Here is a 17,484-nt window from a genome sequence, read left to right on the forward strand (position 1 = left end):
TTTTGAAATTGAGAAAACAAGTTAATGGAAAAGAAAAACTTCAAATTTTTACAAAAATTATTTAAATAAATGAAAATAGCTACTTTTCAGAATTTGATTTAACTTTAATAAATTAACATAATTAAAAAAATGTAAAAAATCCAAAATTGCTAATAAAACAATTTTGGATTTTTATTATTTTTTATCTTGAATTGCAACAATTGCAGGTAATTCTGCTCCTTTTAGAAATTCTAATGTAGCACCACCACCTGTTGAAATGTGGCTAAATTCATTTTCCATCCCGGCATTGATTATGGCTGCAGCACTATCACCGCCCCCAATTACTGAATAAACATTTGGAATAGAACTAATAGCTTTTGCAATATCTAAAGTTCCTTGTTTATAATGGTTAAATTCTACCACTCCTAATGGACCATTTCATACAATAGTTTTAGCTTTAGCTAAAGCATTTGTAAATTTAGTAACTGTTTTAGGTCCAATATCAAGTCCTTCGTATTCATCAGAAATTTCAACTTCTTGAATTACTGGGATATCATTTGAAAATCTTGTAGCAGTCTTAAAGTCAATTGGCAATCAAATTTTATCTTGATATTTATCATAGAATTCTTTTGCATATTCTAATTGATCAGCTTCAAAAATAGATTTTCCAATATTTTTACCTTTAGCTTTCAAGAATGTATAAGCCATTCCGCCACCAATAAACATTCTATCTACTTCATGAATTAATTTTTCTAACATTAAAATTTTGTCACTGATTTTATTACCACCAACAATAGCGTAGAAAGGTTTTTGTGGTTCGTTAACTAATTTATTTAACGCATTTAATTCATTTGCAACTAAATAACCAATTGCACTCTCTTCAATGTTTTGACTAATTCCTACATTTGAAGCATGTGCACGATGAGCAGTTCCAAAAGCATCATTAATAAAGACTTCACCTAAAGAAGCTCAATATTTACCTAAATTAGGATTGTTTTTACTTTCAGCTTTATTATTTAAATCTTCATAACGAGTATTTTGAACTAAAATTACATCGCCATCTTGCATTAAAGCAACAGCTTTTTCTAATTCATGACCTCTTGTTTGATTAACAAAAGTTACACTTTTATTTAATAATCTTGACAATTCAATTGCAACAGGTAATAAAGTTTTAGAAGCTAAATCCTCTTCATTTTTCACTCTACCTAAATGTGAAAATAAAATTAATTTTCCACCTTCATTAATTACCTTTTTAATTGAAGCTAAAGAAGCAACAATTCTCTTGTTAGAAGTAATAATGCCATTTTTCATTGGAACATTAAAATCAACTCTCATTAAAACTCTTTTGCCTTTTAAAGACAAATCATCAATATGTTTTTTCATAATACCTCTTGTATCAATATAATTAGTATATTTATTTTATAAATCTTTTATCAAAAACTAAACTTTTTTTATTTTTCTTCAACATTAGTTAAAAGAAGTTGGATGAAACTTTCTGCATTTAATGAAGCTTTTCCAACTAAAAAACCATCGATATTATCTTGTTTAGCTAATTCAATAATATTATCTGGTTTTACACTTCCACCATATAAAACTTTAGTTTTATATTCAGTAAAATTTTTAATATATCCACAAACTGTGTTAGCTCATTGCGGACTTGCAGTTTGTCCAGTTCCAATTGCTCAAATTGGTTCATAAGAAATAATTACTTTACTAAAGTCAATTCCATCTAAAGCTTCTTGCAATGAAACTTTAACAATTTCATCAGTTAAACCCACATTATAATCAGCTAAATTTTCACCAATACAAATAATAGGAGTTAAATTAGCTTTTAAAACAGCTTTAATTTTTTTATTGACTTCTTGATATGTTTCGTGATGATACATTCTTTGTTCAGAATGCCCTAAAATTACAAAAGAAACATTCAAATCTTGTAACATTTGTGGAGAAATATCACCAGTATAAGCTCCTTCTTCGATTTGAGTTAAATTTTGCGCTGCAAATTTTAAAACGCACTTTGGATTTTGAAAACGACTAATAGCTAGATTGCAGAGCGCAGGTGCAATTGCAAAAGTATGTTGATTTAAGACACTCTGATATTTACTATATTTATTTGAGTATAAATCAAAAAACTCATCCAAAAAACTTTGACTTTCTTTAAAAGTTTTATAACATTTTCAATTCCCAACAATTAAAAGTTGCTTCATATTTCCTCACTAGTTAACTAATTCTAATAATTCAATTTCATTAATTATTTTAACATTTAATTTTTTTGCTTTATCCAATTTAGAACCTGCGTCAATGCCGGCTAATAAATAATCAGTTTTCTTTGAAATAGAACTTGATACATTTCCGCCATGAAGTTCGATTAAATTACTAAAATATTCACGATTTTGACTAAGTTTGCCGGTAATTACAAAAGTTAAATTATTTAATTTATCGCTTATAAAATTATTCTTTGACTTTTGTGTATAAGCAAAATTTTGGTCTAAATATGACATTAAATTTTGATTTTGTTCACTATTAATAAAATTATGTAAATTTTGAACAATAATAGGCCCAATATTATCTAAGTTGCTTATTTTTTCTAAATTAGATTCCATTTGTAATTCTGCAAAAGAATTACAAATTTTACCAATTAGTTCTGCTGCTCTTTCTCCTAAATTTTTAATTCCTAAAGCAAATAAAACTTTATCAAAAGAAGAGTTTTTTGCCTTTTCAATTGCATCAAGCAAATTTTGCACTTTTTGTTCAGCATAACGTGGCAGAGCTAACAAAGTTTCCTTATGTTTATATAGTTCAAAAATATCTTCTATTTTATGAACTAAATCAGCTTTAAACAAATCTTTAACAGTGTTGATTCCAAGCCCCACGATATTTAAAGATTTACGCATGGAAAAATGAACAATACTATTAATAATTACTTCAGGACAATTAGTTAAATTTGAACAATATTGATCAACTAAATCTCCATATTGAATTAAAGGACTATGGCAGGACGGACAGAAAAGAGATTTTGGATATACTCCAGTACTATGCTTTGCATAATTATCTAAAACTTTAGGAATAATTTCTCCTGCTTTGATAATCACAACTTCATCACCTAAATTTAGATTCAATTTTTGAATAAAATCATAATTGTGTAAAGTTGCATTTTTAACAATAGTTTGATTTAATTCAACTGGTTCTAAATTAGCAATATAAGTAATTTTTCCAGTGCGACCAACTGTAGTTTGAATATTTAAAACTTTAGTGATACTTTGTTCCACATCATACTTAAATGCAATAGCAGCCCGAGGAAATTTTGCGGTTGTACCTAAGTCTTTTCAGTATGTCAAATCATTTAATTTAATTACTAAACCATCAATGTCGTAATCAAAACTATTTTTAATTTCTGCAAAATTTTCAATTATTTCAGCTAAATCGTCAACTTCTGCAATTTTATGATATTCAGTGACTGGAAAATTTAATTTTTTTAAATAATTTAAAACTTCACTTTGAGTTTTCAAATTGTATTTTTCAAAATTCACAATTTCATATAAAAAAGCACTTAAATTTCTGGCTTTGACAATCGAAGAGTCTAATTGGCGTAAAGTTCCACTTGCAGCATTTCTTGGATTTGCAAATTCTTTCAGATTGTGCAATTTATTAAATTCATTAATTTTTTTAAACATTGATTTGGATAAATAAACTTCACCTCGAATTTCAATGTTTTCTTTTAAATCAATAACTTGTGGGATACTATTAATCATTAAAACATTATGACTAACGTCCTCGCCTTCTATACCATCTCCTCTTGTGATTGCACGCTTTAAATAACCATTTTCGTAATGCAAACTAATTGATAAACCATCAATTTTAGGTTCTATACTAAAGTTTATGTCTTCAAAAGGCACAAATTTTTTAATGTTGTTTACAAATTTAATAATTTCATCATAGTTATAAGCTTTGGCTAAAGAAAGCATTGGTTTTTGATGAATAACCTTAGTAAATCTTTTATCATTAAAAATACCAACCTGTTGAGTAGGGCTATCAGAGCGTATTAAATGTGGGAATTGAGCTTCCAATTTTTCTAATTCAAGCAGTTTTTTATCGTATTCTAAATCACTAACACTAGGACTGTTTAAAACAAAATATTCCAAATTTCATTGATTAAGCAAATTAACTAAATTATTAATTTTTTGCTGAATTTCTTTTTCATCAATCATATTTTGACTCCTAATAATGTTTTAATTTTACTTTAAAAGTTAAAAAAAATAATAAAGCTGCAGTCTTTATTATTTTCTATTATTCAAATTTAATTTTGATTGCTATTTTCAGAAAGGAAGGTAAGTTATATGATAGCAACAAAAATATCATTATTAAAATTACAAACAAATAAACCCTAATAAATCCGATATGTATTTAATATTATTATAGAAAGGAGACTATATGTTAAAAACTTATGAATTAGAAATAAGATCAAAGGGGTAAACAAATTGATTTTGTTAGATGAGGAGGTACATCTAATAATAAGAGTTAAGAAAACATTTAATAAATCTAATTTGATATTAACAATAATCTAGTTAGAGAAAAGGATAACAAAAAAATTAAACAATTTAAAACTATAACACAATATTAAAAAAGGTAGGTTGGAATAAAAAAGAATAAGAGTATAAATTTAAAAATATAAAGAGTTTAAAAAATATAAAATCTAGATAATTAAAAACAATTTAATTAGAAAAATCTGCTTTGGATTTTTCACGTTTAATTTAAAATTAAACGGCAAGCATATTTTTAATTAAATATACTTGCAATAAAAGTATATAAAAAAATAAAAAATTATTTCATAAACCCCTAAAAATAAAAATATGTGGAATTTTATTTCCACATATTTTTTCTTATTTTTGCATCATTTCTTTTACATATTTAGCAATGACAATTTCTTCATTAGTCCTAATTTTATAAATAGGAAATTCTGAATCCGGAGTTGAAATTAACTCATAATCGTCATAACTTTGTAAATTTTTAGTCTCATCCAAAGCCACATTATAAGCGGTTAAACCTTTAATCACACTTTGACGAATAATGTCATCATTTTCACCAATTCCAGCTGTGAAAACTAAAGCATCAATTTTTGGCCCCACTTTGTTTAAATATGCCACTAAGTAATCAATTACTTTAGCTACAAATAAATCAATGGCTAATTTTGCTTTTGGATTAGTATCATAAACTGCATGTAAATCACGAATATCATTTGATAAACCTGATACACCTAAAAGACCTGATTTTTTAACCATCATATCGAAAACTTCTTGAATATCTTGTTTTTCAATTCTGACTAAATAATCAGTTATACCAGGATCAATTGCACCAGTTCTTGTGCCCATCATTAAACCATCAAATGAGCTGAAACCAACAGTAACATCAAATGATTTGCTATCTTTAATTGCACAAATTGATGAACCAGAACCTAAGTGAGCTACAACAATATTGTTTTTGTCTTTTTTCAATATTTCTTTGATTTTATCATTGATATAATCATGGCTTAATCCATGGTAACCGAATTTCTTGATGTGAAATTTTTCGGCCCACTCTTGGTTAATACCAAAAGTTGAATTAATGGCTGGAATTGTTGTATGGAAAGCAGTATCTTGCGCAATAATTTTTTTAACTTTTGGTAAATATTTTTCAAAAGCTTCTACAGCAGCTAAAGTAGCTGGTGCATGCAAAGGAATAAATTTTGCAGCTTCTTCAATACCTTCTTTTACTTTTTCATCATAAAAGACAGGAGATAAGAAATTATGTCCAGCTAAAGGGGTACGAAAACCAATTGCATAAATTTGGTCTAAATCGTGCAGAATATCATATTTAGCTCACAATTTAATTAAATTTTCAACAGCTACACTATGGTTTGGCAAATTGATTTCATCAATAAACTTTTCACCATTATATTTAGTGATTATTCTACCGTCTAAATTAATTCTTTCGCATAATCCAGAAGCGGTTAAAGTTAAATTATCTTCGTTATAAAAAGCTCATTTTAATGAACTACTTCCAGCGTTAATTACTAAAATTTTTTTCATTTTTATCCTACTATTTTTTATTTTAAAAATTCATATGCTTTTAAAATTGTAATTGAAGTTACATCAATAACATCCTGTACTTTAGCACCACGACTAAAGTCATTAATTGCACCATTTACTCCTTGCATAATTGCACCAACTGCACCATATCCACCTAATCTTTGGGCAATTTTGCAACCAATATTACAGCTTTCGAGATTTGGGAAAACATAAACTCCAAGCTCTTTTTGCACAGCTTGTGGGAATTTATGTTTTCTAACATTTAAATCATAAGCAGAGTCAAATTGCATTTCTCCATGGACGATATTTAAACCTTTTTCAGTTGCCAATTTTACAGCTTCTCTAACTAAATCAGGATTTTCTCCTTGGCCTGAATTATTAGTTGAATATGTTAAAAATCCAGCTAAGTCATTCATATTCATAGTTTTGGCAAAATCAATTGCATTAGCAGCAATATCAACTAATTGTTCAGCATTTGGTTTTTGCACTGTTGATGGATCTGTAAAAATTAATTTTTCATCATCTTTATGCATTACTATGATTGATGAAATTGTTTTAATTCCTGGCTTAGCTCCAATGCATTTAAAAGCAGCTCTTAAAATATCAGCAGTTGAATAAATTAATCCTCCCACAGCAGCATCAATATCTTTGGTTCTAATCATCATTGCCCCAAAATATGGTCTGGTGTGTAAATTATTTAAACAAGTTGCTAAATCTTCTTTACCTTTTCTAATTTCTACTAATTTAGCAGCATATTCATTAATTTTAGCTTCTTGTTCAGTCATAATGATATTTTCTAAACCATCATTTACTACTTGTGAAGCGTTTTCTAAAAGCATAATAGGTTTAGCTAAATTATTATTTTTTAAATATAAAGCAGCTTCTCTTGCTCTTGTATCTTCGCCATCAATGAATAAAACAGATAAAACCTGTTCTCTCGCTTTTTCTTTAAGCATTGTGTTTATGTGTTCACTAAATTTTGAAAGTTTTGACATATATTAATCTCCTTTTATATAGTCTAATTTTATTAAAAAAAATCATATTTCTAATAAAGTGTAAACAAAAACTATACATTTAGAGCTTATACAAATAAAAAAAGTGGAAAAAATAAAAAAAATAGGCAAAAAATGCAAAAAAAATTTTTTTTAATTTTGATGTATTAAAATAAATAATAAATATATTAGAAAATAAAAATAAAGAGGTTTTATGAAGCAACGTTTAATTAGTGGGATTAAACCAACAGGCGATTTAACTTTGGGAAATTATATCGGTGCATTAAAAAATTTTGTTAAATTACAAGAAAAATACGAAGGTTATTATTTTGTAGCTGATTTACATGCTTTAACAACTGGAAAAGTTGATCCAAATGAGCTATATAAAGCTAGAAATGAAATTGTGGCGATGTATTTAGCTTGCGGTTTAGATCCCGAAAAATCAACTATTTTCTTTCAATCTGATTTAGCAGAACATTCAATAGCACAATGATTAATGACATCCGAAGTTTCAATAGGCGAATTAAATAGAATGACCCAGTTTAAAGACAAAAGCCAAAAAGCCATTAAACAAGATAATGGAACTGAAAAAATTCCGGTTGGACTTTTAATGTATCCAGTATTAATGGCGGCTGATATTTTAATTTATAACGCTGATGTAGTGCCGATTGGAGAAGATCAAACACAGCATCTGGAATTAACTAGAACAATTGGCGAAAGACTAAATGCTCATTATCAAATGAATTTTAAAATTCCAAAAGGTATCGTGCCTCCAGTTGGAGCTAGAATTAAATCTTTAACTGATCCAACTGCAAAAATGTCAAAAAGTGACAAAAGTTCTAAAGCCACTATTTATTTACATGACGATCCAGAAGTTGCATATAAAAAAATTATGAAAGCAGTTACTGATTCAGAAAATAAAGTTTATATTTCAAACGATAAGCCAGGGGTTTTAAATTTATTACACATTTATGCATCATTAGCAGAAATCTCTTTAGAAGAAGCAGAAACCAAATTTTCAAATAGCAATTATGCAGAATTTAAACAAGCTGTTGCTGAAATTGTTAAGAATGAATTAAACAAAATTCAGAAAAATTATGAAGAAGCAAAATTATTGGTAGACAAGGTAACAAAAAAAGGAGCTGAAAAAGCTCATTCAATTTGTGCTCCAATAGTTCAAAAATTAAAAAAACATATGGGGTTTAATTAGGAGAAAAAATGAAAATACAAGCAGATAAAAAATTAAACCATACTACAAGTCATTTATTAGGAGCTGCTGTTGAAAAATTATATCCAAACGTAAAATTAGGTTTTGGTCCAGCAACAGACGAAGGTTTTTATTATGATTTTGACTTTGAACAACCATTAAGTGTGGAAGAGTTGCCAAAGATTGAAAAATTAATGAAAAAACTTGCTGCAAGAAATTTAGTGACTATTCAAATTGATGAATCTGAATATGATTTTACAAATAAACCGTATAAAAAAGAGTTATATGATGAATTAAAAGCCCAAGGTAAAACTATTACTTTTTATGCTTTACAAGATCCATTAAATAAAGAAATTGTTTTTAAGGACTTATGTGCGGGTAATCATATTGAAAGTACTAAGCAAATTAAAAATTTTAAATTATTAAATATTGCAGGTGCATATTGAAGAGGAAATAGTGATAATGTTCAATTAACCAGAATTTATGGAACAAGTTGAGACACTAAAGAAGAGCTTGAATTATATTTAAACTTGTTAAAAGAAAGAAAAGAAAGAGATCACCGTAAAATAGGCAAAGAAATGAAAATCTTTGCATTTGACTATTTATCAGGTCAAGGGTTACCAATTTGATTAGAAAATGGAATGTATATTCATAATGAAATTAGAAATTTAGTTTTAAAAATGGATCGTAAATACGGATTTACAGAAGTTTTAACCCCTCATTTTGGAAATGAAGAATTATATAAAATTAGTGGCCATTTAGATCATTATAGAGATGTTATGTTTAGTCCATTAGTAGTGGAGAAAGAAAGATTAATTCCACGTCCAATGACTTGTCCTCATCATATTTTATGTTACAAAATGGAGAAGAGATCATATAGAGACTTGCCAATCCGTTATTCAGAACAAAGCCAATTATATAGATATGAAAAATCAGGTGCTTTAACTGGACTTGAAAGAGTTAGAGGAATGCTCTTAACTGAAGGACATTTATTTGTTAGACAAGATCAAATTGAAGATGAAATTAGAAAAATGTTTGAATTAATTCAAAAAACTTTGGAAATTTTCAAAATTGATATTAGTTATATTTCACTATCTTTAAGAGATAAAAATGATAAAGAAAAATACTATGATGATGATGAAATGTGAAATTCATCAGAAGCAATGTTAAGAAAAGCGTTAGACGATATGAATGTAAAATATGAGGCGATTGAAGGTGAAGCTGCTTTCTATGGTCCCAAAATTGACATTCAAATAGATACTGCTTTAGGACATGAATTGACAGTTTCAACTATTCAATTAGACTTTTTACAACCTAAAAACTTTGATATTAATTATGTAGATAAAGATGGATCTTTAGCAAGACCTGTAATGATTCACCGTGGTTTAATTGGAACATATGAAAGATTTGTTGCAATTTTATTAGAGCAAACAAAAGGTAATTTACCATTTTGATTGGCTCCTAAACAAATTACTGTAATTCCAGTTAACAATGAAGAAAATCAAGTTTACGCAAAAGAAGTGCATGATTATTTATTTGATCTTGGATTTAGAAGCGAATTGGATAATCGTGATGAAAGATTAAATAAAAAAATTCGTGATGCTCAAACATCTAAATCAAAATTCCAAATAATTCTTGGTGAAAAAGAAATGAAAGATAAGACTATTACTTATCGTGAATATGGTAAAACAGAAAGCACCACTTTACCATTGAAAGATTTTGCTTTAATGTTATTAGAACTTAAAAATAAATATGAATAAGAAAAAATATTCAACAAATTATCGACCATTATATACTTTTTTATTCATAGCATTTGCTTTGATTATCCCCCTATTTATCATCTACATTTTAGGGACAAAAGATATGGGCAATCAATTAATTAAACCTGAATGATTAACAATTATTTATGCTGCAATAATTACAGTTATTGCCTTCGTTATTAATTGATTATTAATAAAGTATGACAAAATCAAATTACAAAGTTTAAATTTTTCAATTCCAATTGCAATTTTGTTTATTTCAATAATTGCTTTGTCTTACATTCCAGATTTAGCGCTATATATAAAAATTATTATTGTTTTAATAATTGTAATTGCCACAACTTTATTTTTCAATTTTTTAATTGGAAGATGAATTGAAAAACATAAAGTTAATAAAAAACAAAATTAAAGAAGGTTATTATGTTGCATCTTTTAAATCATCCTCTAATTGAAATTAAATTAACTCATATGAGAAACAAAAACACTCCTCATCATGAATTTAGAAAAAATTTAAATGAAATTGCTTCACTAATGACATATGAAATTTTGCGCAATTATGAAACTAAAGTTTTAAAAGTAACAACACCTTTAAACATTGAATTTATTGGTAAAACTTTTAATCAAGATATTGTTTTTGTTCCAATTTTAAGAGCAGGACTAGGAATGATAGATGGATTATTAAATTTAATACCTGAAGCTAAAGTAGGGCATATTGGTTTATATAGGGATGAAGAAAATAATGAAATAAAAAGTTATTTTTACAAAATTCCTAAAGTAACAAAAGAAAGTTCAATCTTTGTTGTTGATCCAATGTTAGCAACAGGAAGTAGTGCAATTAAAGCTATAGAGCAACTATATGAAAATGGTTTTACTAATATTCAATTAATTTGTTTAATTGGCACTAATTATGGTATAGAACAAATAGAAAAAACCTTTGGGAAAGACTTTAAAATATATTTAGCTGCTTTAGATGAAAAATTAAACGAAAAAAATTACATAGAACCAGGTTTAGGGGATGCAGGTGATAGAATTTTCGGGACAAAATAAAAGAAATAATATTTATTATTCTAAAAGAACAATTATTAAAATAATTCAAAGTGCTTTATTACTTGCAATTGCATTAATTTTAAATTGAATTAGTTCTAATTATTTTCACTTACCTTTTTTAAATTTTCTAAAATTTGATTTTAGTTTAATTTCCTTAGTAATGATTGCTTTATATATTAATAAAAAATTTGTTTTAATAGTTGCATTTATTTTTGTTTTAATTGCTCCGAGTTTTAGCACTAAGGGATATGAAATAAGTAATTTTTTTGGTTATTTGGTTTTAATAACATTGCAATTGATCTTTACTTTTGTATTTAGTTCAATTTATTCGCCATATCAAAAAAATAAAATTAAATTTTATTTAAAAGCTAATTTATTGAAATACCAAGTTAGCACTTTAAATTGCACCAAAAAACCAAAAACTAACCGACTTTTAATTAGCAAATTATTTATTACAGTAGTTTTAAGTTCTTTAATTATTACTATTTTGAATGTTTTAATTACAACACCAGTTTATTTCTGATTGTATAAAATTAGTCCAGATTCAAGTTTTATTACTTTAGCTCAAAATTGAAAAAACTATCAAGCCATTTTTCTGAATATCCCAAATTATTACTTAGCTACAATTCTAATTTATTTTATTTTTAACCTACTTAATTTAAGTTTGAACTCAATTCTAATTTACATTTTAATAACAATAAATACGAAAAACAAATTTATCAGATAAGGAATAATATGAAAGAATATCAAGCAAACAAAATTGAAAAAAAATGACAAAATTATTGAAACGAAACTAATTATTTTGAACCCAAAAATAATTTTGATTTACCTAAAAAATATATTTTAAGTATGTTTCCTTATCCAAGCGGCAATTTGCATATGGGACATGTTAGAAATTATACTTTAGGGGATGTTTTTGCACGTTTTTATAGACGTAAAGGTTTTAATGTTTTACATCCTTTCGGTTGAGATGCTTTCGGTTTGCCAGCAGAAAATGCAGCTATTAAAAATCAAATTCATCCTAAAAAATGAACTTATGAAAATATTGAAAAAATGAATCCAACTTTAAAGGATTTAGGAATTTCTTTTGCCTGAAATAGAATGGTAATTACCGCCGACGAAATTTATACCAAATGAGAACAAGAAATTTTTATTAAAATGTGAGAAAAAGGTCTTGTTTATAGAAAAAATTCACTTCTAAATTGATGTGAAAACGATCAAACTGTTTTGGCGAATGAACAAGTAGAAAACGGTAAATGTTGACGTTGTGGAAATTTAGTTGTTCAAAAGGAAATGCCACAATACTATTTAAAGATTACAAATTATGCCAAAGAGCTTCAAGAAGATTTAAATTTATTGAAAAATCATTGACCAGAAAATGTGTTATTGATGCAAAAAAATTGAATCGATTATCGTAAAGGTTTTAAAGTTGCTTTTGATCTCAATTTCAATAATCAGCTTTTAGATTTTCCATTGTCTACTTTTATTGAAGAAAAAACAACATTAGAAAATTTTGATTTTGTTGCTATAGCTTCAACTCATCCATTGATTGATTTTTTAAAAAAACAAAATATTATTAATGATGAAGAATTAGCCCAAATTAATGAAATTACTTCAATGGCTAAAACAAAAAATTTTAGTCAAAAATTAAGTTTTAAATTACCATTGAAATTGAGTTTTGCAAATCAAAATGACTATGTTTATGATATTTATATAACCGATTTTGCTTCTGCAAACAGCAGCGACAATGTAATGCTAATTAATATTAACAAATTAAAAAGTTATGAAGAATTTGCAGTTAAAAATAATATTTCTCTAACTAACCAAAAAATTAATTTAAAAGGAATAGAACTAATTGAAACTTCAAAAATTAATTTGCAAGATTGAGGAATTAGTCGGCAAAGATATTGAGGAGCGCCAATTCCTATTATTCATTGTTCAAAATGTGGAATTAAACCAGAAAAAATTTCTAATTTACCAGTAAAATTACCTGCACAAGTAACTTTTTCTGGCCAAGGAAACCCTATTTTGACTAATAATGAATGATTAAATATTAAATGTCCATATTGTGGGTCAGATGCAACTAGAGAATCAGATACTTTTGATACCTTTTTCCAATCAAGTTGATATTTCTTAAGATATACAACACCAAAAGAGATGTGAAATGATGTAATGTTTGATCAAAAATCATTAAGTTACTGAAATTCAGTTGATCAATATATTGGTGGAGTTGAACATGCAATTCTGCACTTGCTTTATTCACGTTTTTTCACTAAAGTGCTTGCTGATTTAAATATTATTAATTTTAGAGAACCTTTTGATAATTTATTAACTCAAGGGATGGTTAATAAAGATGGAGCAAAAATGTCTAAATCAAAAGGGAATATTGTAAGCCCAATTGAAATGCTTGATAAATATGGAGCTGATACAATTAGATTATTTATTGTTTTTGCAGCACCACCTGAAAAAGATTTAGAATGAACTACAAGCGGAATTGAAGGTAGTTATAAATTTATTAAAAAATTAGTTGAAAAATCTAGTTTAATTCAGAAAAATTTTGATTACTTGAATTATTTAAAAACTTTTGATTTTAATCAATTAGATGCAAAAGCTAAAGAAGCAAGAAAAAAACTTCATCAAAGTTTTATCAAACAAGAACAAGTTTTTGATGCAACCAAAAATAACTTTAATTTCAATACTTTAGTGGCTTGAAGCATGGAAGTTTTCAATGCTTATGATCAAATTACAAATGAAGTTTTAATTTCGGAAATGTATTATGTTTTAATGAATATTTTAGAACCTTATATTCCTCATTTAGCATGAGAAATTAGTCAAAATTATTTTGATTTAAAAAATTTGAGTAATTTTGCACATGATCCAAGAGCTCTAGAAGATGACAAAGTAGTTTATCCAATCAGTGTAAATGGTAAATTAAGAGGACAAATTGAAGTTGAAATAAAAAACGACAATAAAGAGTTAGTTCTTGAAAAAGCTAAAAAAGAAGTTGCAAAATATTTAACTTCTGAAATTAAAAAAGAAATTTATGTGCCAAAGAGAATGATTAACTTTGTATTAAGTTAAGGGCCAATGTATTTTAAGTGTGAAAAAGCACTTAAAATATTTTTTTATCTATTTTTTTAAAAAAATTAAAAAAAGAAAATTTAATTATAGAATATTAGCAATTTTTAGACCTAAGTGCTAAATTTACTATATAATTAATTAATAATTTAGGAGGACACTATATGTCAATAACAAGCAAACAACAAGAAATAAACAACAATGAGAGCAAAGTTTATTTCGGACTAATGAATATATGATGACCAATGAATTTTGGAATAATGCCAATTCCAAATAGTAATGGTTTCATTGACATTTATACAGATAATCCTTATTTATTTGCTAATAATGAAAAATACAATTTATCATTAGCCAATTTAGAAGAATTAGCTAATTTAAATTGAAATGATAAAAAGAATAATGTGCAAATGATAATTGGAGCAATTACTGAAGATCTTTACACTGCTCAAATTGGACAAACAACTACTCAGTTTTATGGATTTGAAACAGCAGTAAATAATAAAGAAAAATCTTGATCTATTTTTAAAAGAGCTTCATTAATTAATGTTAAAAGTGTCAAAAAAATTCAATTAAGTGAAAAAGTTACTAAATTTAGAATTGATTATTTAGGATTTGAAACAGTAGAAATTACCAAAGTTAATGGATTTGAAATTGCTCATTTAGGTCCCAAAAATAATCCTTTATTCAAAGAAGATAAAACCATTAATGCAATTAAGAACATCGACTATAAGATTTTTAAATTTAGAGGGTTAAATAATCAAAAAGAAAATAATAAACTTTTAAGAGTAATTGAAGAATATCAAGATATATTAACTAGACTTATTTCAAACGATTTACATCGTAGAATTATTCTTGATCGCACAAATAATCCAAGCACACTTTCTTTAATTCAATATGATGAATTGTTTAGAGCACAAGTTCAAACCTTGTCAGATGTTTTAAATTCTCCAAATAGAGAAGATATTCATGAAGATTGATCTGCTTTACTAAATATGCTTGTGATTGTGGGTATTCTAAATAATTATGAAAGATTTGCACTATTAAATCTTGATATGACTATTCACCAAGCTTATTATGTTGCTAATACTATTTTCGAAATTTTTAATGAATATGAACTTTCAAAAGAAGATGAAAAACTTTTAGACAAATTTTGAAAATGAGGCGAAAAATGAAATGAAATAGCAGCCCTTGATAGTACCTATGTTTATGCGGGAAAAGAACATTTTTATCCTGAATTTAAATTTTTCGAAGACATAATGAATAATCAGATTTTAGATGAATTTTATCCAAAAAGAAAAGCGAGAAAAATGGCAGAAAATTCAAATGATGAGTTTAAAGAACTTTTAGAAGAAATTGAAGAAGAAGATAAAAAATCACAACCAAAAAAAGAATTACCTAAAACTGATGAACAATTGAAAAATGAAGAAAATTTAAGTAGACAAATAGAAAACGAAATTCATGAAGAAATTAATCGCAATATGTCTAAGCAACAAAAAGAATTTATGCTTAGAGAAAAATTAAAAGCAACTAAAAAATTATTATCAGATATTAATCCTGATTCTGGCGAAAATAATGAATTTGCAGAGACTTTAAAAGACCCTAAAAAGTCTAAACAATATCCTGATTCTGTAATTAAACTTGTTAAAAATGAACAAGAAAGATTAAAAGGAATGATGGCAGGAACTCCTGATAGCAATGTAACGCAAACATACATTAATACTTTAGTTTCATTACCATGAAGAAAAGTTGAAATTGAAACATTAGATATCAAAAAAGCTAGAGAAATTTTGGAAAAAAATCATTACGGACTTTCAGAAGTAAAAGAAAGAATTATTGAATATCTTGCTTTAATTATTAATCATAGACAATTATCAGAAAAAAGAAATGCAGGAGATTTGATCAAACTTGATGATACTCATCAAATTGATATGGCTTTATTTAAGGAAAATAGCAATCCAAATAAAATTCAAAAAAACTTTAATAATGTACCAATTCTAACTTTAGTAGGTCCACCAGGAACTGGTAAAACTTCTTTAGCAAGAGCAATTGCAGAAGCTCTAAACAAAAGTTATATAAAAATTAGTTTAGGCGGAGTAAGAGACGAAGCTGAAATTAGAGGGCATAGAAAAACTTATGTTGGTGCTATGCCAGGAAGATTAATTAAAGCTATTCAAAAAGCAGGTGTATCTAACCCATTAATTTTATTAGATGAAATTGATAAAATGGGAGCTGCTGATTTTAGAGGAGATCCATCTAGTGCAATGTTGGAAGTTCTAGACCCGGAACAAAACACTAAATTCCAAGATAATTACCTTGAACATGAATATGATCTATCAAAAGTAATGTTTATTGCAACTGCAAATGATTTGCATAATATCCCAAGACCATTATTGGATCGTGTTGAATTAATTGAGTTGAGTAGTTATACAATTAGTGAAAAAATTCAAATTGCCAAAGAACATTTAATTCAAACAGTTATTGAACAAGCTGGTCTTAAACCAGAACAATTCCAAATTTCAGATCAAGTGATTGAATTTATTATCAAACATTACACTTTAGAAGCTGGAGTACGTGGTCTAAAAAGAACTTTTGACAAAATTGCAAGAAAAATTATTACCAAAATTATTCAAGGTGAAAAAATTGAAAAATTTGTAATTGACGAAAAAACAGCAAAAGAAATGTTAGGAGTTCCTAAATTCACTGATTCAGAAAGAGATAAAGAACCTCAAGTTGGAGTAGTAAATGGATTAGCATATACTGCTTTCGGTGGCTCAACATTGCAAATTGAAGTAACTTCATTCAAAAGTAAAGAAAAAGGTTTGAAATTAACTGGTTCATTAAAAGATGTAATGAAAGAATCAGCTTCTATTGCTTTAACTTATGTAAAAGCTAACGCAGACAAATTTGGCATTAATCCAAGTATTTTCGAGGAAAATGAAATTCATATTCACGTTCCAGAAGGAGCAGTTCCAAAAGATGGACCAAGTGCTGGTGTAACTTTTACTACTGCTTTAATTTCTGCTTTAAGCAATAAACCTGTTGCTCAAAACGTAGCTATGACAGGAGAAATCACTTTAAGAGGAAGAGTTTTAGAAATTGGAGGCTTAAAAGAAAAATCTTTTGCTGCTTACAAAAAAGGAATTAATAAAGTATTCATTCCTTATGACAATGAAAAAAATTTAGTTGATATTCCAGAAGAAGTAAAAGATAATATTAAATTTATTCCAGTTAAACATTATGAAGAAATTTATAATGAATTATTCAAATAATTTAAATTTAGTTTAAAAAAATTTCAATTAAAAATAAGGAGATAACAAAAAATATCTCCTTTTTTAATTTTCGATTTTTAAAATTAC

The 17,484-nt window shown here is 26.7% G+C and carries 11 protein-coding genes and 1 pseudogene; 7 read left to right on the forward strand and 5 right to left on the reverse strand.

Going from position 1 to position 17,484, the window contains the following annotated elements; translation table 4 throughout:
• Positions 1-174: 174 nt before the first annotated feature.
• The 5 genes from Q346_RS0100070 to Q346_RS0100090 all read right to left on the reverse strand — a co-directional run bounded on the left by Q346_RS0100070 (position 175) and on the right by Q346_RS0100090 (position 7,039).
• Positions 175-1,362, reverse strand: a complete 1,188-nt coding sequence (locus Q346_RS0100070) for a phosphoglycerate kinase (protein WP_027332523.1) — start codon at positions 1,360-1,362, stop codon at positions 175-177.
• Positions 1,363-1,430: 68 nt separating this feature from the next.
• Positions 1,431-2,186: a triose-phosphate isomerase gene (tpiA, locus tag Q346_RS0100075; protein WP_027332524.1), complete on the reverse strand. Its 756-nt coding sequence runs from the start codon at positions 2,184-2,186 to the stop codon at positions 1,431-1,433.
• Positions 2,187-2,195: 9 nt separating this feature from the next.
• Positions 2,196-4,184 carry an NAD-dependent DNA ligase LigA gene (gene ligA, locus Q346_RS0100080; RefSeq protein WP_027332525.1) on the reverse strand — a complete coding sequence of 663 codons (1,989 nt, stop codon included), beginning with the start codon at positions 4,182-4,184 and terminating at the stop codon, positions 2,196-2,198.
• Between the two features lie 675 nt (positions 4,185-4,859).
• The gene (locus tag Q346_RS0100085; protein ID WP_027332526.1) at positions 4,860-6,044 is read right to left on the reverse strand and encodes an acetate/propionate family kinase; all 1,185 of its coding nucleotides are present in this window, start codon (positions 6,042-6,044) and stop codon (positions 4,860-4,862) included.
• A gap of 17 nt (positions 6,045-6,061) precedes the next feature.
• Entirely contained in the window at positions 6,062-7,039 is a 978-nt protein-coding gene (locus Q346_RS0100090; protein ID WP_027332527.1) for a phosphate acyltransferase, read from the reverse strand.
• Positions 7,040-7,250: 211 nt separating this feature from the next.
• On the opposite strand from Q346_RS0100090, the gene trpS reads away from it, so the two are divergent.
• The 7 genes and pseudogenes from trpS to lon form a co-directional block, all read left to right on the forward strand.
• Positions 7,251-8,246 (forward strand): tryptophan--tRNA ligase, encoded by a 996-nt coding sequence (trpS, locus tag Q346_RS0100095; protein ID WP_027332528.1) that lies wholly within the window; start codon positions 7,251-7,253, stop codon positions 8,244-8,246.
• An 8-nt stretch (positions 8,247-8,254) separates the two neighbouring features.
• A complete protein-coding gene (gene thrS / locus Q346_RS0100100; protein WP_027332529.1) occupies positions 8,255-10,003 on the forward strand; it encodes a threonine--tRNA ligase in 1,749 nt (582 codons plus the stop codon).
• Positions 9,996-10,412, forward strand: coding sequence for an MAG3450 family membrane protein (locus Q346_RS0100105; RefSeq protein WP_162148274.1), 417 nt, complete (start codon positions 9,996-9,998; stop codon positions 10,410-10,412). Before thrS ends, Q346_RS0100105 begins: the two co-directional genes overlap by 8 nt.
• Before the next feature lie 11 nt (positions 10,413-10,423).
• Positions 10,424-11,050 (forward strand): uracil phosphoribosyltransferase, encoded by a 627-nt coding sequence (upp, locus tag Q346_RS0100110; protein WP_027332531.1) that lies wholly within the window; start codon positions 10,424-10,426, stop codon positions 11,048-11,050.
• Entirely contained in the window at positions 11,025-11,777 is a 753-nt protein-coding gene (locus tag Q346_RS0100115) for an MPN527 family putative ECF transporter permease subunit (RefSeq protein ID WP_027332532.1), read from the forward strand. The genes upp and Q346_RS0100115 overlap by 26 nt, the downstream gene beginning before the upstream one ends.
• Positions 11,778-11,785: 8 nt before the next feature.
• Entirely contained in the window at positions 11,786-14,131 is a 2,346-nt protein-coding gene (locus Q346_RS0100120; protein ID WP_027332533.1) for a class I tRNA ligase family protein, read from the forward strand.
• Positions 14,132-15,450: 1,319 nt separating this feature from the next.
• Positions 15,451-17,397 (forward strand): annotated as a pseudogene (gene lon / locus Q346_RS04275) (endopeptidase La); the annotation flags it as partial.
• Between the last annotated feature and the right edge of the window lie 87 nt (positions 17,398-17,484).

The organism is Mycoplasmopsis gallinarum DSM 19816 (genome assembly GCF_000621085.1).
Taxonomy (GTDB): domain Bacteria; phylum Bacillota_I; class Bacilli_A; order Mycoplasmatales; family Metamycoplasmataceae; genus Mycoplasmopsis; species Mycoplasmopsis gallinarum.